22 protein-coding genes are annotated in these 24036 nt (G+C 66.9%); 16 read left to right on the forward strand and 6 right to left on the reverse strand.

Annotated elements, in window-relative coordinates; genetic code table 11:
• The first annotated feature begins 35 nt into the window (after nt 1–35).
• The 5 genes from AC56KW_RS01100 (at nt 36) to AC56KW_RS01120 (ending at nt 3820) form a co-directional block, all read left to right on the forward strand.
• A complete protein-coding gene (locus tag AC56KW_RS01100; RefSeq protein WP_497168889.1) occupies nt 36–329 on the forward strand; it encodes a DnaJ domain-containing protein in 294 nt (97 codons plus the stop codon).
• A 79-nt stretch (nt 330–408) separates the two neighbouring features.
• The gene (locus AC56KW_RS01105; protein WP_497168890.1) at nt 409–918 is read left to right on the forward strand and encodes a hypothetical protein; all 510 of its coding nucleotides are present in this window, start codon (nt 409–411) and stop codon (nt 916–918) included.
• Entirely contained in the window at nt 908–1702 is a 795-nt protein-coding gene (locus AC56KW_RS01110; protein ID WP_497168891.1) for a hypothetical protein, read from the forward strand. Before AC56KW_RS01105 ends, AC56KW_RS01110 begins: the two co-directional genes overlap by 11 nt.
• Nucleotides 1703–1719: 17 nt before the next feature.
• Nucleotides 1720–2598 carry a hypothetical protein gene (locus tag AC56KW_RS01115; RefSeq protein ID WP_497168892.1) on the forward strand — a complete coding sequence of 293 codons (879 nt, stop codon included), beginning with the start codon at nt 1720–1722 and terminating at the stop codon, nt 2596–2598.
• A 10-nt stretch (nt 2599–2608) separates the two neighbouring features.
• Entirely contained in the window at nt 2609–3820 is a 1212-nt protein-coding gene (locus AC56KW_RS01120) for an MFS transporter (protein ID WP_497168893.1), read from the forward strand.
• Nucleotides 3821–3830: 10 nt separating this feature from the next.
• Here AC56KW_RS01120 and AC56KW_RS01125 read toward each other — a convergent pair whose 3' ends face one another.
• Nucleotides 3831–4064 (reverse strand): hypothetical protein, encoded by a 234-nt coding sequence (locus tag AC56KW_RS01125; RefSeq protein WP_497168894.1) that lies wholly within the window; start codon nt 4062–4064, stop codon nt 3831–3833.
• Nucleotides 4065–4248: 184 nt separating this feature from the next.
• Nucleotides 4249–4518: a translation initiation factor IF-1 gene (gene infA / locus AC56KW_RS01130; RefSeq protein ID WP_137175026.1), complete on the reverse strand. Its 270-nt coding sequence runs from the start codon at nt 4516–4518 to the stop codon at nt 4249–4251.
• Between the two features lie 536 nt (nt 4519–5054).
• On the opposite strand from infA, the gene AC56KW_RS01135 reads away from it, so the two are divergent.
• The 4 genes from AC56KW_RS01135 to AC56KW_RS01150 all read left to right on the forward strand — a co-directional run bounded on the left by AC56KW_RS01135 (nt 5055) and on the right by AC56KW_RS01150 (nt 9597).
• Nucleotides 5055–6542 carry an ATPase domain-containing protein gene (locus AC56KW_RS01135; protein WP_497168895.1) on the forward strand — a complete coding sequence of 496 codons (1488 nt, stop codon included), beginning with the start codon at nt 5055–5057 and terminating at the stop codon, nt 6540–6542.
• Nucleotides 6529–8241: a response regulator gene (locus AC56KW_RS01140; RefSeq protein ID WP_497168896.1), complete on the forward strand. Its 1713-nt coding sequence runs from the start codon at nt 6529–6531 to the stop codon at nt 8239–8241. The genes AC56KW_RS01135 and AC56KW_RS01140 overlap by 14 nt, the downstream gene beginning before the upstream one ends.
• 106 nt (nt 8242–8347) lie before the next feature.
• On the forward strand, nt 8348–8905 hold the full coding sequence (locus AC56KW_RS01145; RefSeq protein ID WP_497168897.1) for a sigma-70 family RNA polymerase sigma factor: 558 nt from the start codon (nt 8348–8350) through the stop codon (nt 8903–8905).
• Entirely contained in the window at nt 8902–9597 is a 696-nt protein-coding gene (locus AC56KW_RS01150; RefSeq protein ID WP_497168898.1) for an anti-sigma factor, read from the forward strand. Before AC56KW_RS01145 ends, AC56KW_RS01150 begins: the two co-directional genes overlap by 4 nt.
• Nucleotides 9598–9638: 41 nt before the next feature.
• On the opposite strand, the gene AC56KW_RS01155 is transcribed toward AC56KW_RS01150, so the two are convergent.
• Entirely contained in the window at nt 9639–11291 is a 1653-nt protein-coding gene (locus tag AC56KW_RS01155; protein WP_497168899.1) for a DUF4394 domain-containing protein, read from the reverse strand.
• Between the two features lie 306 nt (nt 11292–11597).
• On the opposite strand from AC56KW_RS01155, the gene AC56KW_RS01160 reads away from it, so the two are divergent.
• Nucleotides 11598–11921, forward strand: coding sequence for a hypothetical protein (locus AC56KW_RS01160; RefSeq protein ID WP_497168900.1), 324 nt, complete (start codon nt 11598–11600; stop codon nt 11919–11921).
• 4 nt (nt 11922–11925) lie between these two features.
• On the opposite strand, the gene AC56KW_RS01165 is transcribed toward AC56KW_RS01160, so the two are convergent.
• Nucleotides 11926–13179, reverse strand: coding sequence for a CaiB/BaiF CoA transferase family protein (locus tag AC56KW_RS01165; RefSeq protein ID WP_497168901.1), 1254 nt, complete (start codon nt 13177–13179; stop codon nt 11926–11928).
• 387 nt (nt 13180–13566) lie between these two features.
• On the reverse strand, nt 13567–15885 hold the full coding sequence (locus tag AC56KW_RS01170) for a family 1 glycosylhydrolase (RefSeq protein ID WP_497168902.1): 2319 nt from the start codon (nt 15883–15885) through the stop codon (nt 13567–13569).
• A gap of 302 nt (nt 15886–16187) precedes the next feature.
• On the opposite strand from AC56KW_RS01170, the gene trpS reads away from it, so the two are divergent.
• Entirely contained in the window at nt 16188–17213 is a 1026-nt protein-coding gene (trpS, locus tag AC56KW_RS01175) for a tryptophan--tRNA ligase (RefSeq protein ID WP_497168903.1), read from the forward strand.
• Between the two features lie 126 nt (nt 17214–17339).
• A complete protein-coding gene (locus AC56KW_RS01180) occupies nt 17340–18389 on the forward strand; it encodes a serine endopeptidase (protein ID WP_497168904.1) in 1050 nt (349 codons plus the stop codon).
• 267 nt (nt 18390–18656) lie between these two features.
• Here AC56KW_RS01180 and AC56KW_RS01185 read toward each other — a convergent pair whose 3' ends face one another.
• Nucleotides 18657–19106, reverse strand: a complete 450-nt coding sequence (locus AC56KW_RS01185) for a DUF3597 domain-containing protein (RefSeq protein ID WP_497169069.1) — start codon at nt 19104–19106, stop codon at nt 18657–18659.
• A gap of 693 nt (nt 19107–19799) precedes the next feature.
• Between AC56KW_RS01185 and AC56KW_RS01190 the strand changes: the two genes are divergently transcribed.
• The 4 genes from AC56KW_RS01190 to alaS all read left to right on the forward strand — a co-directional run bounded on the left by AC56KW_RS01190 (nt 19800) and on the right by alaS (nt 23959).
• Nucleotides 19800–20144, forward strand: a complete 345-nt coding sequence (locus AC56KW_RS01190; RefSeq protein WP_497168905.1) for a DUF1294 domain-containing protein — start codon at nt 19800–19802, stop codon at nt 20142–20144.
• 20 nt (nt 20145–20164) lie between these two features.
• Nucleotides 20165–20911, forward strand: coding sequence for a glycerophosphodiester phosphodiesterase (gene ugpQ, locus AC56KW_RS01195; RefSeq protein ID WP_497168906.1), 747 nt, complete (start codon nt 20165–20167; stop codon nt 20909–20911).
• Nucleotides 20912–21008: 97 nt separating this feature from the next.
• Nucleotides 21009–21236 carry a hypothetical protein gene (locus tag AC56KW_RS01200; RefSeq protein WP_497168907.1) on the forward strand — a complete coding sequence of 76 codons (228 nt, stop codon included), beginning with the start codon at nt 21009–21011 and terminating at the stop codon, nt 21234–21236.
• Nucleotides 21237–21349: 113 nt separating this feature from the next.
• A complete protein-coding gene (gene alaS, locus AC56KW_RS01205; protein ID WP_497168908.1) occupies nt 21350–23959 on the forward strand; it encodes an alanine--tRNA ligase in 2610 nt (869 codons plus the stop codon).
• The last annotated feature ends 77 nt before the right edge of the window (nt 23960–24036 follow it).

The following is a 24036-nucleotide window of genomic DNA, read 5'->3' on the forward strand; positions in this document are numbered from 1 at the left end:
TTACCGTTTCCGAGGCAGTGGCCGGGGAGTTTCTGTTGGAAAATTTATATGCGATTCTCGGCGTCGCGCCGAATGCCAGCGACGACGAGATCAAGAAGGTCTACCGTTCGCTGGCCATGCGCTACCATCCGGACCGCAACCAGGCGCCGGGCGCGGAAGCGCGCTTCAAGGCTGTCACCAAGGCCTACGAGATCCTCTCGGACCGCACCAGGCGCGAGGAATACAACCAGAGCGTCAACCACCGCATCGTGCTGGACGCCGAGGCCGAGGCTTTCGAGCTGTGGCGCTCGCTGTTCGCGCTCAATGGCGTGAACCTGCCGGCGCACTGACGGCCGCCGGCGGTGTCCGGCGCTGCACACGAATGCACAGGGCGCGGCGAGGCCGCCACGCCCATCAACAGGATAGAACATGAAGAACGTACATCCCGAATTCTCTTTCCAGTCGCGTGAACTGGAGGGCCAGATCGAGGGCACCTTGGGCGACCCGCCCAACCGCAAGAACTACGACATGATGGTCAATGCACTGGTGGCCGAATACGCCGACGGCGGCGGCATCGACGACGTCAACATGATGGCCTTCGCCCTGGTCGACAAGATCCGCTTCCTGGACCCGAAGGGCCTGATGCGCGAGGCGGCCGACTACGCCGACGGCGATCCGGCGCGCGTGTTCGCGATGGCCGAGTGCTCGGGCGACGACGGCCGCGCCATGTACGAAGGCATGACCGCCAACTACCCGGAGCTGGCGCGCCAGGCCATCATCACCGCCTTCCTGTTCAAGAACCAGAACCGCTGGGATGACGAAGACCAGTCGCTCGAGCAGCTCGGCCGCAACGACGACGGCGACGACGACGACGACGATACCGCCGCCACCGACGACTTCACCCAGTTGTTCGACGAAGGAGAGCGCGATGAGCGATGACACCGTGGACAAGAATGCGTCCAACCTGCCGGCCCTGGTCAGCCAGGTCGGTGAACTGGTGCTGGCCGGCTCGCTGGAGCACGCCGAAGAGGTGTTCTCGAAGGCCGCCGACGAGCATGGCGACTACGCCGTGGCGCAGGTGCTGACCGAGCTGCCGCCGCAGGTCACCGCGCTGCACCTGTCGGGCTTCGACGGCGCCAAGACCTCGCTGGCGACCATGCTGGTGCCGCCCAAGGCCTGGGCCGACAGCCTGGCCTTCATCGCCGCCACCTGGCCCGACAACCTGATCGAGGACGATCCGGAGCGCATCGCCGAGAACCTGTTCAACCACGTGCATGGCGTGGTCTACGCCCAGGACGACGAGGACCGCCGCAACGAGCTGCTCGAGGCCGCGTCGGCCACCGACCATGGCGCGACCGTGTTCGCCATCCTGTGGTCGCTGGCGCCGAAAGAGATCCTCGAAGTGGCGGGCGAGATCCTGTCCAAGGGCCGCTACGTCAGCGGCCAGACCAGCGCCGACAGCGACATCGTGCCGCTGGCGGTCGACCTGGCCAAGGCCACCGAGGATGGCTGGGAGCGTTCGCTGCTGGAGCTGTTCCCCGAATTTCGCCACAGCGCCGAGATGGCCGAGATCGAGCTGCCCGACGATCCGGACGAAGAGTCCGAATTCATGCAGCGCTCGACCCGCGACCTGCTGCTGCGCCTGAGGAAGCAGGTGCCGTCGGTGCGCAGCATGCCGCGTCGTAGCCCGCGCCGCAGCTTGGGCACGGACATCTTCTCGTGACGGGAGCCGCCAGATCCATGCTGCCAGCCATCGTCATCGAACAACCGCCGCGCCTGGTGCGCGCGATCAGGCTGCTGCCGGGCGAAGCCACGCCGGACGAAGCGGCGATCCTGGCCGACGAGCTGTCCGGGATCACTGCCATGGTGGCCGAGAAGTTCACCAACGACCGCACCGCCGAGGGCATACAGCGCGCGCTGCTCTTGACCGTCGGCGGCGTGTCGCTGGGCCTCGAGCACCTGATCCAGAGCGAAGATGAAGGCGACCTGGACGCGCTCGACATCCTGGTCGCGGAGGGCGCCGAACATGCCTTCCAGACGGGTTTCCGCATGATCCGCGAACTGGCCGCGCTGCCCGAGGACAGCCTGGTGAGCGAGTACGACAACGACCCGGTGTACGCCCAGCGGCGCCTGAAGGAGCTGTTCGTCGACATCTGCACCGCCGACCCGGGCGAATCGTGGTCGGGTTACGAGCGATTCCTGGGGCAGGTCCAGCAGCGCCGGCAGGTGCAGGCGATCGTCAAGGCCGCCGAATGGCTGCGCAAGAACCACTACGAAGGCCCGGTCAAGGATCCCGACCTGAATTCGGAAGGCGTGATCGCGATGGCCATCATTTTCGCGGTGGAAGGCGGCGCGCGCATCACGGCGCGCACCGGCCAGCGCGAATTCGAGCGCCTCGTGAAGGCGGTGCGCAAGCACCAGCCGGACTTCGAGCAGGGCTGGGCCGAGTTGATGGCGCGCATCCCCCCGGTCCACCAGCCGGTGATCGCCGAGCGCATCGACATCTACCGCAAGCACTGCACGGTGCTGGAGCAGTTCGGTACCAAGGCCACGATCGCCCAGCTGATGACCGAGCTGGAAAACTACGCCGGTTCGGAACTGGATCCGGAATACCCTTGATTATCTCGGCATGACCACCCCGGGCGCACGCGTCACTGCCGGCAGCGCGGCCTTCCGGCGCATCAACCGCGCGATGGCGTTCGGGGGCTTTTCCATCTTCGCCCTGCTGTACTGCGTGCAGCCGCTGATGCCGCTGCTGGGCCATGACTTCCAGTTGTCGCCGGCCCAGAGCAGCCTGGTGCTCTCGGTGTCCACCGCCACGCTGGCGCTGGCGCTGCTGGGTTCGTCGAGCGTGGCCGAACGCTTCGGCCGCAAGACGGTCATGGTGGCCTCGATGTACAGCGGCGCGCTGCTGACCCTGGTCTGCGCCTGCGCCGCGGACTACACGCAATTGGTCGCCATCCGTGGCCTGATGGGCCTGATGCTGGGCGGCTTGCCGGCGGTGGCGATGGCTTACCTGAGCGACGAGATCGAGCCGACCTCGCTCGGCCTGTCGATGGGCATGTACATCAGCGGCAGCGCCTTCGGCGGCATGAGCGGGCGGGTGATCTCGGCCTTCATCAGCGACTTCGCGTCCTGGCGGCTCGCGGTCGGGCTGCTCGGCGCCGCCGGGCTGTACGCCGCCTGGGAATTCTCGCGCAGCCTGCCGCCGTCACGCCATGGCGGCGCGCTGCCGGCGCGCGGGCCCGGCTTCATCGACGGCCTGCGCATCCACCTGCGCGACCCCGGCCTGCCGTGGCTGTTCGCGTTGCCTTTCCTGCTGATGGGCGCTTTCGTCAGCCTGTACAACTACATCGGCTACCGCCTGCTGGCGCCGCCGTTCGGCCTGCGCCAGAGCGCGGTCGGGCTGCTGTCGCTGCTCTACCTGCTGGGCATTTTCAGCTCGATGTGGGCCGGCAAGCTGGCCGACCGCCTGGGCCGCCGCAACGTGCTGTGGCTGGTGATGGGGGTGATGATCGCGGGACTGCTGGTGACCCTGTTCGATTCGGTGGTGGCGGTGGTGCTCGGCGTGGGGCTGGCCACCTTCGGCTTCTTCGCCGCCCATTCGGTGGCCAGCAGCTGGGTCGGACGGCGCGCGCGGCCGCCGCAGGCGCTGGCCTCGGGTATCTACTTGTTCTTTTATTATCTTGGCTCGAGCGTGGTGGGGTGGTTCACCGGCCATGTGTACGAGCTCTGGCGCTGGTCCGGGGTGGTGGCGCTGCTCGGAGCGGTCCTGGGGATCGGCATGCTGATCGCGCTGCGCCTGCGCAGGCTGGCCCCGGTTCCCGTCACGCCGGGCTGAGCGGCGCGGTTCAATTCAACTGTCGGCCATTGCGCGGCAGCGGCACGATCGCCTCGGACACCGCCTGCGCGGGCGTGAGCCGGCGGCACGCGTCCGGCCGCCGCAGGACGCGCTCGATCACCGACGAGGGCACGCCCTTGTATTCCATATAGCGCCGCGCCTGGGTGGCATCGCGCACGGCCAGGATGTTCAGGCCACGCGCCACGGCGTTCGCGGTAGTTTCATCGCTGCGTCGTTGCCGCATTTGCATCTCACAACACCTTCTTGCATCGTCTACTGTCGAGTGCGGATGTGCCGGAGCGCATCCACCCGTCCCGGGATGATAACCCGCCTCGAAACCGATCTGCCAAACTGGGCCGAAAAGTGTGCGCCCAAAAATGACAACGCCACGCTGGGCGTGGCGTTGGGTTCCGATGGACTGGCGCCGATCAGCGGCGCGCCGCGCGGTTTACCGGAGGGCGTCCCGTACCGGCGGACTTGCCCAGGTGGCGGAAGGTGATACGGCCCTTGGACAGGTCGTACGGCGACAGTTCCAGGCTGACCTGGTCGCCGGCGATGATGCGGATGTGATTCTTGCGCATCTTGCCGGAAGTGTAGGCAATCAGCTTGTGGCCGTTTTCGCAATCGACGCGGTAACGCGAATCGGGCAGCACCTCAGCGACGACGCCATTCATTTCGATGAGTTCTTCTTTTGCCATGATGGGCTCCTGTTAGTGTGAATACGATTATCGGGCCGGCCTGGCGCGATGGCGCACGGGCAGGCGGGTAATGCGGCCCGCACAAGCGGGCGATGTCGGGTGAACGTGGCGGCGCAGCGCAGGCGCTTTGCCGGGAATGACAAAGCCCGCGCATGGCAGGCTTCTTGTTCGATGACTGGCAGGTACTGCGTTCGCGGGTACTTCGTTCGGTGCGGCCCTTGTCATCGGCAAGGTGTCGCCATGGGGCTGCGCCGTGGGCGCAAGGTCGTCCGCATGAACACCATATGGGGACTGGTCGCTAATTACCAAGGGCAATCTTCGTGTACGCCGAGCCAGCGCTGCGCAGCGCGGACAATCGACCGATGCCGCAATGCCTGTAGTGTAGCACGATTGGCGGTCGACCGTTCATTGACCTAGTGTAATGAAGATATATAATCACCCAATATCCGTTGCGCGATGCGCGACTCTTTTCTCCGGTCGTCCTGCATCCTGCTACCGGGAGCGTAAGAAGCGGCCATCCTCGATGGGCTGTTTTCATGAACGATACGACTGCACAACGTCTTTCCACCGGTATTGGCGGCCTGGACGACATCCTTGGCGGCGGGCTGACGCCGCAGCGCGTCTACCTGGTCGAAGGTTCCCCCGGCGCCGGCAAGACCACGCTCGGCCTGCAGTTCCTGCTCGACGGCGTGGCCCGCGGCGAGAGTGGCCTGTACATCACCCTGTCCGAGACCACCGACGAGCTGACCGCGGTCGCGCGCAGCCATGGCTGGGACCTGGGGCCGCTGGTGATCTACGAGCTGGCGGGCGACGCCGATCTCGACCCCGACGCCCAGCAATCGGTATTCCACCCGTCCGAGGTCGAACTGGGCGAGACCACGCGCAAGGTCATGGACCGGGTCGACGCATTGCGCCCGGTGCGGGTGGTGTTCGACAGCTTGTCGGAAGTGCGCCTGCTGGCCCAGAATGCGCTGCGCTACCGGCGCCAGATACTGGCGCTCAAGCAGTTTTTTTCAGCGCGAGCGTGCACGGTGCTGTTGCTTGACGACAAAACCAGCCAGTCAGACCAGCACCTGCACAGCATCGCCCACGGGGTGATCACGCTCGAGCAGATCGCCCGCGAATATGGCAAGGAACGGCGCCGGGTGAGCATCCTCAAGATGCGCGGCATCCGCTTTCGCGGCGGTTACCACGACTACACGCTCGACACCGGCGGCATCACGATGTATCCGCGCCTGGTCGCGGCCGAGCACGTGCGCGATTTCGTGGCGCACATCGACTCGAGCGGCTCGGAAGGTTTCGACGCCCTGCTGGGCGGCGGCCTGGTGCGCGGCACCAATACCCTGTTCGTCGGCCCGTCCGGCGTCGGCAAGACCACGCTGTCGACCCGCTGCCTGTTGTCGGCCCTGGAGCGGGGCCAGAAGGCCGCCTATTACCTGTTCGACGAGGGCCTGGGCACCTTCTTCACCCGCAACGAGCAGCTCGGGCTCGACTTGCGGCCCTACCTGGCCAACGGCCAGCTGGCGATCCACCATTTCGACCCGGCCGAGCTGTCGCCGGGCGAATTCGCGCAGGCGCTGCGCGACGCGGTCGACGACGGCACCCTGTTCATGGTGATCGACAGCCTGAACGCCTACCTGCAGGCGATGCCGGGCGAGCAGTTCCTGACCCTGCAGATGCACGAGCTCTTGTCCTACCTGAACCAGCAGGGCGCGACCACGGTGATGATCCTGGGCCAGCACGGCCTGACGGCCGAAGGTCGCACCGATGTCGACCTCAGTTACCTGAGCGACAGCACGGTGCTGCTGCGCTTCTTCGAAGCGGCCGGAACGGTGCGGCGCGCCATCAGCGTCATCAAGAGCCGCACCACCCAGCATGCCTCCACCATCCATGAGATGCAGCTGGGCGACGGCGGGGTGCGCGTGGGCGCGCCGCTGCAGGGTTTCGAGGGGGTACTGACGGGCATCCCGACGTACCGCGGGGCGACGCCGATGATGGCCCAGGCGCCGCATGCACCGGAATAATCCGCACGAGGAGCGCATCCTGGTGTTCGCGCCGCGCGGGCGCGATGCCGAGGTCATGGCCTCGGTGTTGCGGCGCGACGGCATGGATTGCGAGCTGGTCGGCGATTTTGCGGCCCTCGGCGCCGCCATCGCGCAGGGCGCGGGCGCGGCCATCGTGGCCGAGGAGGCGCTGCACGGGGTCGACGCGTCGGCCCTGCGCAGGTGGCTCGAGCGCCAGGAACCGTGGTCCGATTTTCCCTTCATCGTCCTGCTGGGCAAGGCGACCGGACTGCAGCCGGGGGCGGCGCGCGAGCGCCTGGGCGACTTCGGCAACGTCATCCTGCTCGAGCGTCCGCTCAATGTGCAGACCCTGCGCAGCGCGACCTTGTCGGCGCTGCGCACGCGCCGCCGCCAGTACCAGGCGCGCGATGTGCTGGCCGACCGCGAGCGTACGGCCGCCAGCCTGCATCAAAGCCGCCAGGAGCTAGTGGCCCTGAACGAGACGCTGGAATCGCGCATCGAGGAACGCACCCGCGCGCTGGCCCAGGCCAATGACCGCCTGATGAACGAGATCATCGAGCGCGAGCGGGTGCAGCAAGCGATGGCGCAGTACCAGAAGATGGAAGCGGTGGGGCGCCTGACCGGCGGCATCGCGCACGACTTCAACAACCTGCTCAACGTGGTCCAGGGCAGCATGGACCTGATCCTGCTGATGTCGAAGGACGAGGTGGCCAAGGGCCGCGCCGAGATCGCGCGCAAGGCTTGCCAGCGCGGCGGCAAGCTGACCCGCCAGTTGCTGGCCTTCGCCCGCAACCAGAGCCTCGACCTGCGGGAGACCCATATCGCTTCCCTGTTCGACGGCGTGCGCGAACTGGTCGCCACCTCGCTCGGCTCGCGCATCCGGCTGCGCTTCGAGGTCGAAGGCGACTGTCCGCCGGTGCTGGCCGACGCCAGCCAGATGGAGATGGCGCTGCTGAACCTGGCCATCAACGCGCGCGATGCAATGCAGGACGGCGGCGAACTGGTGTTCGTCGCGGCCTGCGGCGCCCCGCCGCCCGACTTCCTGCCGCCGGGCGACTACGTGCGGATCGCCGTGACCGACAGCGGCGAAGGCATGGCGCCGGAGCTGGTGGCCAAGGTATTCGAGCCCTTCTTCACCACCAAGGGCGTCAAGGGCACGGGCCTGGGATTGAGCCAGGTGTACGGCATGGCGCAGCAGTCCGGCGGCGGCGCGCGCATCATGAGCGAGCCGGGCGTCGGCACCACGGTGGAGATCTGGCTGCGCACGGCGGACGGGATCGACGATGCCGAGCCGGCGCCGCCGGCGCGCATGCCCGCCTTGCGCCAGGCGGCGCGCATCCTGATCGTCGAGGACGACGATTTCGTGCGCGAGTCGATGGTGTCTTCGCTCGAAGCCCTGGGCCACACGGTGCGCCAGGCGCCTGACGGCGAAGCCGGCCTGCGCGCACTGCACGCCGAGCGGCCCGACCTGCTCATCACCGACTACCTTATGCCGGGCATGACCGGCGCCGAGCTGATGCAGCGCACGCGCGCGATGTTCCCCGGCCTGCCGATGATCATCGCTACCGGCTATGCCGACATGAAGGCGATCGAGCAAGTGCTCGGCAGCGACGTCGTGCTGCGCAAACCCTTCCAGCTGGCCGAACTGGCGGTCAGCGTGGGCCAGGCGCTCGACCGCCAGGGCGACGACGCGCGCTGACGTGCGCCGACCGGCAAGCGTGCAAGCCTCTTTCACGCGCCCAACTATAATTGCCGCTCATCGGGAGCCCGCAGGTCCCGGACGATCAACCATTGAACCGCCCACCGTGACCACTGCACCCGACCACTTCGATTACGAAGCGCACCTCGCCGCCTGCGCGCGGGGCGACCGCCAGGCCCTGCGCCGCCTGTATGACCGGGAGAGCCCGCGCCTGCTGGGCGTGGCGCTGCGCATCGTGCGCGAGCGCCAGGCGGCCGAGGACGTGCTGCACGACGCCTTCATGAGCATCTGGACCCGCGCCGCCAGCTTCGACGCCATGCGCGGTACGGGCCGCGGCTGGATGTACACAGTGGTGCGCCATGCGGCGCTGGACGCGGTGCGCGACGGCGCGCGCGAAGTCAACGTCGACGAAGAGGCCTTCGACGCCCTCGGCGGCCAGTCCTACGATCCCGGCATGCAGGACGCCTTCGAACTGCGCCAGGACATGGGCCGCCTGCACGACTGCCTGAACCGGCTCGATGTCGCCAAGCGCAACAGCATCCTGCATGCGTATGTCGATGGCTTCTCGCACAGCGAGATCGCCGAGCGCCTGCACTCCCCGCTGGGGACCGTCAAGGCCTGGATCAAGCGCGGCATGAGCGCGCTGCGGGAGTGCATGGTATGAACCCGGTCCACGATCCCCATGAATTGGCCGGCGAATACGTGCTGGGCACCTTGCCTCCCGAACGGCGCCGTGAAGTCGATGCCGCGCTGCCGAACGACGCCACGCTGCGCGCGGCCGTCGCCGATTGGGAGGAGCGGCTGCTGCCATTGACCTCGCTGGTCGAGCCGGTGGCGCCGTCGAACGCCCTATGGCCGCGCATCGAACGCAGCCTGGGCCCGGTTTCGGCCCCCGCACGCGCCGCCGGTTTCGGCTGGTGGCAACGCCTGGGCCTGTGGCGCGGCCTGGCCGCCGGCGGCTTCGCGGCCGCCGCGATCATGGCGGTGGTGGTCGGCGTGCGCCTGCAAGAGGTCGCGCAGCCGCGCTATATGGTGGTGCTGGCCGCGCCGCAGAACGCGGGGCCGGGCTGGGTGCTGGAGCTGGTGGATGACGAGACGCTGCGCCTCGAACCGCTGGTCAGGACCGAGGTGCCGGATGACCGCGCGCTGCAATTGTGGACCAAGGCCGACGACTGGAAAGGTCCGGTCTCGCTGGGCCTGGTCAAGCCGGGCCAGGCGGTCGACGTCAAGCTGGCCAACCTGCCGAAGGTGGTGCCGAACCAGCTGTTTGAAATCACACTGGAACCGGCCGCCGGTTCACCGATCGGCCGTCCGACCGGGCCCATTCTCTACATCGGGCGCGCGGTCAGGATATAGGAATTGCCGAAGGCGGCCCGCATGCCGCCTTCGGATCCCTATCAGCGCAGCCAGATCGCGATATCGCGCACGCCCGGCGTGCCGCTGCCGATCACCGAAGTCGCCGGCGTCGCCGCGCCATTGACGAGGGTTGCCGCACCGGTCGCCGGATCGACCCGGTACAGCGAGCTCGGGCCGCCGGCCGTGGTGCGCAGCGCCGCCAGCACCAGGCCGTTCGCGCCGCCGCCGATATCCATGCCGCCATCGCCCGCGACCGTCACGCCCAGCGGGCCCACATTCACCAGCGTGCCGTCGTTCGGCGGATTTTGCAGTGCCAGCACCGAGCTTGCGCCGTCGACGTCGAACAGCTGGGTCGACGCCGCGTTCGGGACGCTGTTGGTATAGGCCGCGGCGGTCACGCTCGGGGCCACGCCGGCGCGGTTGAGATTGCCGTCGGTGGTGGTGGCGCCGGTATCGACGTTGATGCGCAGGTTCTGGCCGCTGTCGCTGATCACGCGCAGGCGGTCCGCGACCGGGTTGAAGTCGACCGCGAACGCCGTGCCCTGCATGGCCGTGTACGGCATGGTGGTGTCGGCGGCGTCGGCGCCGAGCGTGGCCTTGATGGTGGCCGCGCCGGTGGCCGGATCGATCGTGACCAGGCGACCGGTCGAGCTCAAGCCGTACAGCATGCCGTCCTTCGGCCGCACGTCGATGCCGACCAGCGTTTCGCCGCCGGCCAGGCCGGTGATGGTGACGTTGGTGTCGACCGTGTTCGGCGAGCCGACCTTGAAGCCCATCAGGCGGTTATTGTCCGACAGTCCCAGCACCACCGGCGCCGCGGCGCCGCGCAGCGCGATGCCGCGGATGTCCTCGGTGACGCCAAGCGCGCCGAGCAGGGTGGCCGGGGCGCTGGCGGCGGCCAGGTTCACGCCATACAGGTTGCGCGCGCCGCCGACGGTGGCGACCATATACCCCATATTGGTGCGCGCATCGATGTCGAAGCCGTTCGTGGCGCCGATGGTGACGCCCAGCGGGACCGGCATGGCCAGGGTGCCGTTGTTGGGCGGGTTCTGGGTGTACAGCGTCGAGTTGGCGCTGTCGATGCCGTACAGCGTGGTCGCGCCGGTGCCGGCGAACGAGTTGGTGTAGGCCGAGGCCGAGATCGCGGTATTGGCCGCGCCGCCGTTGATGCTGCCGTCGGTGGTGGTGGCGCCGGTATCGACGTTGATGCGCAGGCTCTGGCCGGTATTGCTGACGATGCGCAGGCGGTCGGCCACCGGGTTGAAGTCGACGCCGAAGCTGGCGCCGGCCAGTGCGGTGAACGGTTCGGTCGTGTCGGCGGCATCGGCGGCGAGGCGCGATTTGTTGGTGGCGGCGCCGGTGGCGGCGTCCAGCGTGTACAGGCGGCCGGTCGAGCCGACGCCGTACAGCATGCCGTCGACCGGACGCACGTCGATGCCGACCAGGTTCTCGCCGCTCTGCAGGCCGGTCACGAGGACATTGGTGCGGATGGTGCCCGGCGTGGCGCGGTCGAACGAGACCAGGCGGTTGCTCGCGGTCAGGGCGACCACGTCGCCGACAGTGGCCGCTGGCGGCGGCGGTGGGGTGGTGGTCGGCGGCGTCGCGTCATCGTCGTCATTGCTGCTGCCGCAGGCGGCCAGGGCCAGGGCGATCGAGGAAACGAGGACGAGCTTGGTGAATCGTGGCTTGGTCATGATGTGTCCTTTGGTCTGAATTGCTTGTTTGAATTCGTTCAGGCGCATCGCGGCCGGGGCGGCTGCAATGTTGGCGCTTGTACTACGCGCCAGGTGCATGAATGGATGCAGCTTGCGGAAAAAATATTTTCAGCGGGCTGAGATCGGCATGTATGCGTCGGAAGAAAAGGCAAGACGGTTGGAATGCCGAACGGAATGCACCGGCATTGCCCCGTCGGCCAAGTACGAAGCTGCTTGATAAACCACTAATCCGTCCTAAGCTGGAGGGCTCCAGTGGTTTTTCCACATCATCTTCAGGAGGAAATCATGCTGCAAACCGCCGAAATCCAGCAACGCTTCAGCCATGTCCAGCAAGTCGTGAACCAGGCCGAAGAAGTCTGCCGCAACGACCAGAGCATCCCGGAAGAAATCCGTGACTGCATCCAGAAAATCGCGCACGAGACGGACCGCGCGCAGAGCGTGATGCAGTCGAATGACCAGTCGGACATGATCCAGTGCATCGACGATCTGGAAGCGATGGGCGACGAGGCCAAGCGCGTCTGCACCTCGACCAAACCTTCACCCCAAGTCCAGTCGGTCATCGTGCGGGTGCACGACGAGCTGTCGAACCTGAAGCACCAGCTGCACTAACTCCTTAGACGATACCCCGGTCGCGCAAGGCCGCGATCTCATCCTCGCTCCTGCCCAGCACTTCACGTAATACTTCGCTCGTGTGCTGGCCCAGCAGGGGCGGGGCCATCGCGCTCGTCGCCGGCGTGGCCGACATCCGGATCGGATTGCGCACCAGTGTCACGCGGCCGGCGCTCGGATGCGGCAAGTCGATCGCCATGGCGCGCGCCACGACCTGCTCGTTGGCGAACACCTCGCCGACGTCGTTGATCGGCCCGCAGGGCACGCCTTTTTCTTCCAGCAGGGCGATCCATTCGTCGCGCGATTTCTGCCTGACCATGTCCGCCAGCAGCGGCACCAGCAGCTCGCGGTTCTGCACGCGCAGCGGATTGGTGGCAAAGCGCGGATCGCTGCCCAGTTGCGGCTGGCCGCCGGCCTCGACGAACTTCTGGTATTGGCCGTCGTTGCCGGTGGCGACGATGATGTGGCCGTCGGCGCAGGCGAAAGTCTGGTACGGCACGATGTTGGCGTGCGCATTGCCCCAGCGCCGGGGGGGCTTGCCGCTGTTGAGATAATTGCTGCCGACATTGGCCAGCATCGCCACCTGGGTGTCGAGCAGGGCCATGTCGATGTGCTGTCCTTCACCGGTGCGGTCGCGGTGGGTGAGGGCGGCCAGCACGGCGACCGTCGCATACATGCCGGTCATGAGATCGGTCAGCGCGACGCCCGCCTTTTGCGGCCCGCCGCCCGGCAGGTCGTCGCGCTCGCCAGTCACCGACATCAGGCCGCCCATGCCCTGGATCAGGAAGTCGTAGCCGGCACGGTGGGCGTACGGACCGTCCTGGCCAAAGCCGGTAATCGAGCAGTAGACCAGGTCGGGCTTGATCGCCCTGAGCGAGTCGTAATCGAGGCCGTAGCGCTTGAGGTGGCCGACCTTGAAGTTCTCGAGCACGACGTCGCAGTGAATGACCAGCTCGCGCAGCAGTGCCTGGCCCTCGTTGCTGGCGATATCCACCGTGAGCGAGCGCTTGCCGCGATTGGCCGACAGGTAGTACGCCGCTTCCAGCGTGTCCTTGCCCTGCGCATCCCTGGCATACGGCGGACCCCAGGCGCGGGTGTCGTCGCCGGCGCCGGGGCGTTCGATCTTGATCACGTCAGCGCCGAGGTCGGCCAGGTTCTGCGAGCACCAGGGGCCGGCCAGCACGCGTGACAGGTCGAGCACGCGGATGTGGCCGAGGGCTTTCGGCAGCGCAGAGGTGAGGGAGCTGGGGGGCGTCATGTCTCGTTCTTCGTGTGTGCGATCAGGAAGCGCCGATTATAGTGGCTGAGGGTCTCAGGATAGACCGCACCGACATACGCAAGAGTTGCGTCGAGATGCAGGAGCAACTGAGCGCTGGATGGGCACTCATCCCGAAATTGCAAGGCATTCAAGCACGTGGGCTCGTTCTCGATCCCATGTTCGGACCTGCGCCCGATGGGAGCCTGACGTTCGCAGTTGCCATTGCAAGCCAAGGAAAGGAGCAGCCAGTCTGGCAGGTTGGCGAACGGGACACTGACGGCGGGTCAAGCCCATGGGTTGTCGAGCGTAAACGGGACCCGGACCGTGGTGAGAAATGCCTGTTGCGGCCCACAGATGGCACCGGCGGCGCCATCTGTGATGCAGGAATCAGGTTCCTGAGTGCGCTGTCGCAACCGCATCGGCCTCAAGCTGGCTATCGCCTCTTGCCACCGTCTGCCGCCCTTCAGCCTCCGCCTGCAGCGCGCAACGCTCTGCTTTCTCAGCATTGCGCAGCTCGACATAACGCCGCAGCGCATCGTCCAGTGCCGGCAGCAGCGCGCCGCGCTCGCTGTGCAGCGTCGAATACGCCGGGCGCGCCGCGGTGAAGCCGAATTCGGCGGCCGGTTTCGCCTCCAGCGTCGATGCGTCGACGCCGGCCAGCCCGGCCGCGCGGCGCGCCAGGTCGGCCCAGCTCAGCTCGCCCTGGTTGGCCAGGTGCCAGATGCCGGCCTCGCGGTCGACCGCCAGATCCAGGCAGGCGTGCACCAGGTCGGGGACGTAGGTCGGCGAAATGGTCAGGTCGCTGGCGGCCACGAACGGGTCGCCACGCTCCAGCGCATCGAGGGCATGGGTCACGAAGTTGTGCTGGTCCCACGGTCCGAAGAAGGCGCTGGTGCGCACCACCAGCGCGCCCGGATGATAGTCCAGCACCGCGCGCTCGGCCTCGAGCTTGCTGCGGCCGTAGACATTCAGCGGATTGGGCGCGTCGGATTCGACATAGGGGCGCTCGTTGCGGCCGTCGAATACCAGGTCGCTCGAGAAGGTGGTCAGGTGAACGCCGTGGCGCGCGCAGGCGGCGGCCAGGATGGCCGCGCCGTGGGTGTTCTCGCGCTGGCAGCGCTCCATCTCGTGCTCGGCATCGTCCACCCGCACATAGCCGCAGGTATTGACCACCGCCCACGGCTTGTGCCGCGCCAGTGCGCGCTCGACCGAGTCGGCGTCGGCGATGTCCATGTCCTGGCGCGACAGCAGACGGTAGGCCAGGTTGCGTTTGTCGCAGATGCGGGCAAACGCCTGGCCCAGAGTGCCGGTCGCGCCCAGGATCAGGATCGGCGCCGCGTCGGTGCCCACCAGGCGGTGGCCGTCGGCCGCGATCGAGGTCAGGGCGTCGGGCGTGGCCACCGGCTGCTGGCACAGGAAGCGGCCCGGCCGGCGCCACCAGCCCTGCGCGCGCAATACCGGGTGCGACAGCGGCGCGCCGCTGGATAATTCGCGCATCATTTGCGCCAGCGCGGTCGGGCGCGGCAGCGGCGAGCGCACGTCGAGCGGGCCCGGCTCGTAATAGCCGCGGTCGAGCGTGACCAGGCTGTTCCAGTCGAAGGAGCCGAGCAGGGCCCAGACCGTGACCGCGCGCACGTCGACGCCGTTGTCGCGCGCTTGCTGGGCCGCTTCCCAGATCTCCAGCAGCCAGCGCATCTGGTCTTCGCGGTTGGCGTCGATATGGGCTTCGGTGATCGCCAGCGGGATGCCGTAGCGCTCCCAGATCTCGGACAGCAGCGGCGCGATCCCCGGCGTCGGCGTGGCCAGCACGCGCGAGGCTTCGATGTCGGCGCAGGGAATGCCGTCGGCCACGCCGCGATGGTGCGGCGGATAGCGGTCAGGACGGTGGTCGAGCCAGCGCTCGCTGGTGACGTAATAATTGACGCCGATGAGGTCGGGCGGGCAAGGGTTCTCGCGGAACCACAGGATGTCCTCGACCTTGACGCCGGTTTTCAGGAGGTAGTTCCACAGCTTGTGCCCGGGGCCGACCATGCCGCACAGCAGATCCCAGCCGAGCCAGCGGCGCTCGTTGTAGAACTCGGCCACATGGCCCAGTTCGGGGGTGCTGTAGGTCTTGCCGAGGTCGTCGGTCTGCACCAGCTTGGCGTTCGGGTTGACGGCGCGGATGGCGCGCATCGACAGCACGGTGGCGCGGCACTGGTTGAGCAGGGCGTCGATGAAGGTGCGGTCGTCGCGGCCGTGCGGATACCAGACGCCGTACAGGCCGGCGAAGCGCGCGGTGGTGCAGATCTCGTTGACCGGGGTGTAGAACTCGAGCCAGGGATAGCGCGCGGCGACCGCGCCGGCATAGTCGGCCAGTTCTTGCGCAAAACCCGGATCGACAAGGCTCGTGTGGCGCGGGCCGCTGCCGTGGTGGATCAGGCCGGCGATCGGGGTGACGCCGGCGTCGCGCAGGGCGGCCAGGCGTTCGTCCGGCCAGCCCCAGTCGGCTTGTCCGATGCCGTCGGGCGCGGTGCGTTCCCACAGGATGGGGTAGCGGATGGCGCGGATGCCGAGCGCGGCGAAGCGCCCGATGTCGCAGGCGCGGCCGCTGTGGCCGTTGCGGTCCAGCTGGCTGAAATACGTGTCCTGCACGCGGTTGACCGTACATTCGAGGCCGCCCCAGAGTTCGAGGGGGTGTGCTGGGCTGTTCGTGCTCTTGTTCATGATTGTTCTTTTCCTTAATTTTATGACAACAAAGTCTCGACAGGCAGTCGCTACCGACTATCGCACTGTGATGGGAGATCCCTGCCTGCCGAGTCATGGAGCGGGTAGCGGTTGACAGCGCGCCGTCAACCTGCAACCATGCGGTCCATGAACTTTCCGAAAGCACATCCAATTCTTGCCTGGTGGCGCCGCTCCTAGCGCGCGGCCCCGGAAATGATGTGCATTTCAGCTAACGCCGCCTCGATTCGGGTGGCGTTCTTTCTTTGACGCTGGACGATCGAGGCATCTACCAAGGAACCTCGATGACCCAGCCACAAAACACTTCTCCTGCAAACCAGATCATCCTGACTGGCGATCGTCCGACCGGCCCGCTGCATCTCGGCCACTTCGTGGGCAGCCTGCGCGACCGCGTGCGCTACCAGCACGAATACCGTCAATTCGTCATGCTCGCGGACTCGCAGGCGCTGACCGACAATATGGATGACCTGGGTAAGGTACACCGGAACGTGGTGGAAGTGGCGCTCGATTACCTTGCCGTAGGGATCGACCCGACCAAGACCACCGTCTTCATCCAGTCGCAGATTCCGGAATTGACCGAACTGACCTTCTATTACCTGAACCTGGTGACCGTCGCACGTCTCGAGCGCAATCCGACCGTGAAGGCCGAAATCGTCCTGCGCGGCTTCGAGCGCGACATCCCGGCCGGCTTCCTGACCTATCCGGCCAGCCAGGCCGCCGACATCACCGCCTTCAAGGCCGGCGTGGTGCCGGTGGGCGAGGACCAGATCCCGATGATCGAGCAGTGCAACGAGATCGTGCGCCGCTTCAACCGCATCGTCGGCCGCGACGTGCTGGTGGAGGCCAGGGCCTTCGTGCCGGAAGTGGGCCGCCTGCCGGGCATCGACGGCAAGGCCAAGATGAGCAAGTCGCTCGGCAATACCATCAACCTGGGCGCCAGCGCCGACGAGATCCGCGCCGCGGTCAGGAACGTCTACACCGACCCGCTGCACCTGAAGGTGTCGGATCCGGGCCATATCGAGGGCAACGTCGCGTTCACCTACCTCGACGCCTTCGATACCGACAAGGAAGGCCTGGCCGAAATGAAGGCGCACTACCAGCGCGGTGGCCTGGGCGACAGCATCGTGAAGAAGCGCCTGGAGGGCATCCTGCAAGAGCTGCTGGCGCCGATCCGCGCCCGCCGTGAAGAGTTCGCCAAGGACCCGGCCCAGGTCATGAAGATGCTGCAGGAAGGCACGCTGAAGGCGCGGGAAGTGGCGGCGGCGACGACCGATGAAGTCAAGAAGGCGCTGGGCCTGTCCTACTTCTGAGGGGACGGGGTACGGTATTGCTGCGCGATACTTGCAGTAGCGCAATCCGGGTCTCTGATAAAACCAGTAGCCGGGGGCTCCCGACGATGGCAAGCTGCGGGCTTGTCCATCGCCGAGGAGTGCCGCATGAACAAAGGCTTGCGCCTGACCGAACAGTGGATGCAGCGCGCGCTGTGGCTCGTCGCCCTGATCTTCGCCGGCTTCCTGATCGGACTCGGCGGCTTGATCGTGCAGAACCTGCGCAGCGTCGAAGAACCGCTGCCGGTCGAGCAGTTCATGAACCCGGCGCAGGTGGCCAAGCTGCGCACCGAGATGGCGGCGCAGCAAGCGCGCATCGACGCCGCGCGCGCGCGCCTGGACCAGGCCGGCCAGAAGCATACGGTGGCGCAGTCGAATACGCGCTCGGCGCGCTCGACCTTCGACGACTGGCTCGCGACGCGGCAAGCGACGGCGCGGCCCGAGCAAGACCCGGAATTGATCAAGCGTACCCAGGGCCTGGAGGCCCTGGAGCGCGCTGAACGTGCCGCCCTGGCGGCGGTGGAGGGCGAACAGCAGACGATGCTGGACGCGACCCAGGCCTTTGAACGCGCCAGCCTGCTGTGGCGCGCGCTGGAAGAGCCGGCCCAGCAGGCCTTCGCCGACGAGGCCGACGCGCGCGAGCTGCGCGTCTTTCTCTATCGCCTGGCGCTGACCCTGCCGCTGTTGCTGGGCGCCGCCTGGCTGTTCCGGCACAAGCGCAGGACCCCCGACTGGCCGTTCGCCTGGGGCTTCATCATCTTTGCCCTGTTCACTTTCTTCTTCGAGCTGGTCCCCTACCTGCCGAGCTATGGCGGCTATGTCAGGTATATCGTCGGCATCATCCTGACCGTCGTCGCGGGACGCCATGCCATCGTCTGGCTGCAGGGCTACCTGACGCGGCAGAAGCAGGCCGAGACGCTACCCGACGCCGAGCGGCGCCAGGGCATGCGCTACGACGTCGTCCAGGCCCGCCTGGCGAAGGGTGTGTGCCCGGGCTGCGAGCGCGCGATCGACCTCAAGGATGGCAAGAGCGATTTCTGTCCGCATTGCGGCATTGGCCTGTTCAAGCGCTGCGGCCAGTGCGCGACGCGCAAGAACGCGTTCGCGCGGTTCTGTTTTGCCTGCGGCACGCCGGCCAATACCACGCTCGAAGACTAGGCAGACTGTTTCATGGAGTGCTGGCATGCCGACGTGTCTGCGCACGCCCGCCAGCCGTCAGGCCCATGATCCCGGCACCCGGGTTCGTCGGCGCCACGCCGCCGTACACGGGCTGCGAGCAGCGTCTGCGGCAGACTCGCGGCAGGCATGAGCGGCTGCGCCGCCAGCGCCAAACCCACCGTCGATGCGGTGGGCAATGTGGAGTGGATGGTGCTGGCGCTGGTGCGGCAAGGCGCGCCGGGACAGGCCCGGCGCGTTCCGACGACCTCAGTCGCGCAGGTCGGCAGGCACCTTGCCGCCGTTCGCGGCCAGCTTGTTCATCACCTGGCGATGCAGCCAGATATTCATCTTGGCGGAGTCGCCCGTGTCGCCCGTGTAGTTCAGCTCGGCTGCCAGTTCCTTGCGCGACTGCAGGCTGCTGTCCAGGCCGAGCAGCTTGAGCAGGTCGACGATCGAGGTGCGCCAGTTGAGCTGCTGGCCCGACGACTTCTGCATCTCGTTCAAGACTTGCTCGACGTCGACTTGCTGCATGGGCGCGGCAGCCGGGGCGGCGGCAGCCGGTGCGGCAGGAGCGGCGGCCGGTGCCGCCGCCGGCGCGGCTTGCGGCTGGGCCGGCGCAGCGCCTGGCGCTGCCGGCGCCGCTGCCGTCGTCGCGGCTGGCGCCGCATCCTTCTTGCCTGGGAAAATTTTGTGGAAAATATTGCTCAGGATACCCACGGGACCCTCCTTTTCTGGTGATTGCTTACGGATATTGTTTGCCATATAGCCGAGTGCGACCGCCAGCGCGGCGCCGCCGGCCGCCTTGATCAGCGTCGGGTGTTCGGCATAGAAGTCGCCCATACGGTCGACGATGCCGGGATTCTGTTGCTGCGCTTTCTCAGCCAGTTCTTGCACTTGCTCAGGCGAGACTTGCGCCGCCTGTTCCGGCGTCACTGTCGCTGGCGCGTTGCCGCCGAAGATCTTGCCCAGCGCGCCGCCCGCGACCGACCCGAGCAGGCCGCCGCCGGCGCCGCCCAAGAGGCTGTTGAGCATGCCGGCGCGCTGGTCGGGATTTCCCTGGCCGAACAGCTGGCTGACCATCTGGGGGAAGGGCGGCGTCTGGTCCGAGCGCAAGGCGCTGGCGATGCCCTGGGCGATGCTGGCGCGGGGCGCGTTCTGCGCCACCTGGTCGAAGTCATCGGCCGCCTTGCCATTGTTGGCGCCCGAGCCCGCGCCGCCCAGGTATTGCTGTAATAAGTTTCCTAGATCAAAAGCCATATCATCTCCTGCGTGAGGCCGGTAAAAGACCAGCGTAGGCCGATGCGGTGCCGGGCTCTGTTCGGTGACGAACCGAAGGCTTAACTATCCGACAATCCGCATTGTTCGCTAGCCGTATGGACATTTGCGGTGCTGGAAAGTTAAGCTGTCACCATGCCCTACCTGCCGCTCGCCCTGTTTTCCATCGTCTACCTGTTCGCCAGCCTCGCGTGGGATTTGTCCCAGCTGGTCGGCGCCGCCTACCTGACGACGAGCCTGACCTGCTTCGTCGCCTACGCCATCGACAAGTCGGCCGCGCGCGCGAGCAGCTGGCGCACGCCCGAGTCGACCTTGCTCGTGCTGGGCCTGGTCGGCGGCTGGCCGGGGGCGCTGTTGGCGCAACAGTGGTTGCGCCACAAGACCAGCAAACAATCGTTCCAGCGCAAGTTCCAGCTGACGGTGGCGCTCAACCTGGGCGCCTTCGCCTGGCTGGCATGGCGCTTCGGCGTGCCGGCCTGAATCAACCCGAAAGGAAGCGCATGTGGCCTTACCCCCGTGTCCTCGCCCACCGCGGCGGCGGCACCCTGGCGCCCGAAAATACCTATGCCGGCCTGCGCCGCGGGATGCAGGCCGGCTTTCGCGCGGTCGAGTTCGACGTCATGCTGGCGCGTGACGGCGTGCCGGTGCTGATGCACGATCCCGGCCTGGGCCGCACCGTGAAGGGCAGCGGCAGCGTGTTCGAGCACGACGCGCAAGAGCTGGCGGCGATGGATGCCGGCGGCTGGTTCGGCCCGGCCTTCACCGGCGAGCCGGTGCCGCTGTTCCTGGAATATGCCCGCTTGTGCAAGGCGCACGGCGTCTGGATGAATATCGAGATCAAGCCTGCTCCGGGCTTCGAGCGCGACACCGGCACGGTCGTGGCGCGGCTCGCCGCCGACCTGTTTGCCGCCGAACTGGCCGCCGGCGAGCCGACGCCGCTGCTGTCGTCGTTCAGCGAGGCTGCGCTGGCGGGGGCGCGCCAGGCGGCCCCCGGCCTGGCGCGCGCCTGCCTGATGTCCAGCCTGGCGCATGACTGGGAGGCGCGGGCACGCGCGCTGGACGCGGTCGCCATCCACACCAATCACCGGCACCTGGGCCAGGAGGCCGCGCAGGCGGTCAAGGCGGCCGGCTTCGGCCTGTTCTGCTACACCGTCAACGATCCGGGCCGCGCGCGCACCTTGCTGGAGTGGGGCGTCGATGCTTTTTGCACCGACCGTATCGACTTGATCGGGCCGGATTTCGCCTGAGGGACTTTCGCCTCAGCAATATATTTTCCAGACGGGCTCAAGAACAGTGGGGAAGGGGACGTTAAGTATTCACGATCTCCTTGATGCGGCAGCAAGCATGGCACCCTCGACCACCATCATCCCGTTTTCCCGGCACGCCGAAGGCGCCCAGGCCGCCCTGCGTCACTGGCTGGGCCTCGTCGCGGGGCCATTGCAGGCCCGTTCGCATGCCCCTGGCGACGAGGCGAGCGGGCAACTGCGTGCGCGCATCCTGCGCCAGGCCGCGTCGACCATGCTGGCGCCGGTCGAGCCCGGGCCGCGGGCGGGGCTCGACCTGCTGCGCTGATCCACTGTTGCAGGCAAGGTTGTCAATATCAGCGGGACCGATATTGACGGCGGCGGCTAGGCTATAATCGATTCTTTATATGGCAAGCTGCCCCATTGCGCCCTCCAACAGACATGAAATCCTCAGACATTCGCGAAAAGTTCCTGAAGTTCTTTGAATCCAAAGGCCATTCCATCGTGCGTTCCAGCCCGCTGGTGCCGGGCAATGACCCGACCATGCTGTTGACGAATAGCGGGATGGTGCAGTTCAAGGATGTGTTCCTGGGCCTGGACAGCCGCCCGTATTCGCGCGCGACCTCGGTCCAGCGCTGCGTGCGTGCCGGCGGCAAGCATAACGACCTGGAGAACGTCGGCTATACCGCGCGCCACCACACCTTCTTTGAAATGCTGGGCAACTTCAGCTTCGGCGACTACTTCAAGCGCGACGCGATCCAGTACGCCTGGGAACTGCTCACGAAGGTCTACGGCCTGCCGGCCGACAAGCTGACCGTCACCGTCTATTTCGAGGACGACGAAGCCTACGATATCTGGGCCAACGAGATCGGCGTGCCGAAAGAGCGCATCATCCGCATCGGCGACAACAAGGGCGCGCGCTACGCCTCGGACAACTTCTGGCAGATGGCCGATACCGGGCCCTGCGGCCCGTGCACCGAGATCTTCTATGACCATGGCGCCGACATCTGGGGCGGTCCACCGGGATCGAGCGAAGAAGACGGCGACCGCTTCATCGAGATCTGGAACCTGGTGTTCATGCAGTTCAACCGCGACGAGTCGGGCAATATGACCCCGCTGCCGAAGCCGTCGATCGACACCGGCATGGGCATGGAGCGCCTGGCCGCCGTGCTGCAGCACGTGCACAGCAACTACGAGATCGACCTGTTCCAGAGTCTGATCCGCGCCGCCGCGCGCGAGACCGGCATCGACGACCTGGGCAACAACTCGCTCAAGGTCATCGCCGACCACATCCGCTCGGCCTCGTTCATGATCGTCGACGGCATCATCCCGAGCAGCGAAGGCCATGGCTACGTCCTGCGCCGCATCATCCGCCGCGCGCTGCGTCATGGCCACAAGCTGGGCCAGACCAAGCCGTTCTTCCACAAGCTGGTGGCCGACCTCGACCTCGAGATGGGCGAAGCCTATCCCGAACTGCGCAACGTGAAAGACCGCGTGGCGTCGGTGCTGAAGGCCGAAGAAGAACGTTTCGGCGAGACCCTTGAAAACGGCATGAAGATCCTGGAAGCCCAATTGGCCAAGGATCCCAGCAACCTGGATGGCGGCACCGCCTTCACCCTGTACGACACCTACGGCTTCCCGCTCGACCTGACCGCCGACATCTGCCGCGAGCGCAACGTGACGCTCGACGAGGCAGGCTTCGCCGCCGCCATGGAACAGCAGAAGAAGACCGCGCGCGCCGCCGGCAAGTTCAAGATGGCCGCCAACGTCGAGTATGCGGGCGAGAAGACCAAGTTCGTCGGCTACGACGCGCTGGCCCACAACACCCACGTGCTGGCGCTGTACGCCGACGGCGTGAAAGTCGAGGAACTCAAGGCCGGCCAGGCCGGCATCGTGGTGCTCGACACCACGCCGTTCTACGCCGAATCGGGCGGCCAGGTCGGCGACCAGGGCGTCATCGGCACTGCCGGCGTGCGGTTCGAGGTCGAAGACACGCTCAAGATCCAGGCCGACGTGTTCGGCCACCACGGCGTGCTGCGCGAAGGCAGCCTGAAGCTGGGCGACACCGTCGACGCGCAAGTCGATACCGTCAAGCGCGGCCGCACCATCCGTAACCACTCGGCCACCCACCTGATGCACAAGGCCTTGCGCGAAGTGCTGGGAAGCCACGTGCAACAAAAGGGCTCGCTGGTCGACCCGGACAAGACCCGTTTCGACTTCAGCCATCCGCAAGCGCTCACCGCTGACGAGATCGCGCAGGTCGAAGCCATCGTCAACCGCGAGATCCTCGAAAACCACCCGACCCAGTCGCACCACATGTCGTTCGACGACGCCGTCAAGCATGGCGCGATGGCGCTGTTCGGCGAAAAATATGGCGACACCGTGCGCGTGCTCGACATCGGCACCTCGAAAGAGCTGTGCGGCGGCGTCCACGTGACCCGTACCGGCGACATCGGCCTGTTCAAGATCGTGTCGGAAGGCGGCGTCGCCGCCGGCATCCGCCGCGTGGAAGCGGTGACGGGCGAGGGGGCGCTGACGCTGGTGCAGTCGATCAACCGCAAGCTGATCGAAGCGGCCGGCGCGCTCAAGACCAGCCCGGACGAGCTGACCACCCGCATCGCCCAGGTCCAGGATCAAGTGAAAGTGCTGGAGAAGGAAGTCGCCGCACTCAAGTCGAAGCTGGCCGCAGGGCAGGGTGACGAGCTGCTGAGCAAGGCGGTCGACGTCAACGGCATCAAGGTGCTGGCGGCGACGATGGAAGGCGCCGACGTCGCCACCCTGCGCGAAGCGATGGACAAGCTCAAGGACAAGCTGCAGACAGCCGCCATCGTGCTGGCCAGCGTGGCGGACGGCAAGGTCAGCCTGATCGCGGGCGTGACCAAGGATGCCACCGGCAAAGTCAAGGCCGGCGAGCTGGTGAATTTCGTCGCCCAGCAGGTGGGCGGCAAGGGCGGTGGCCGTCCGGACATGGCGCAAGCGGGCGGTACCGATCCGTCGGGCCTGCCGGCGGCGCTGGCAGGCGTGGCTGGCTGGGTCGGCGAGCGCGCCTGATCGAAGACGTGCGCCGGCAGCCGCGTAGCTGCCGGCGCTGACACAGAAGGGCGGCGTTCCGGTCGATCGGAATGCCG

The organism is Telluria sp. RT2P19 (genome assembly GCF_059685725.1).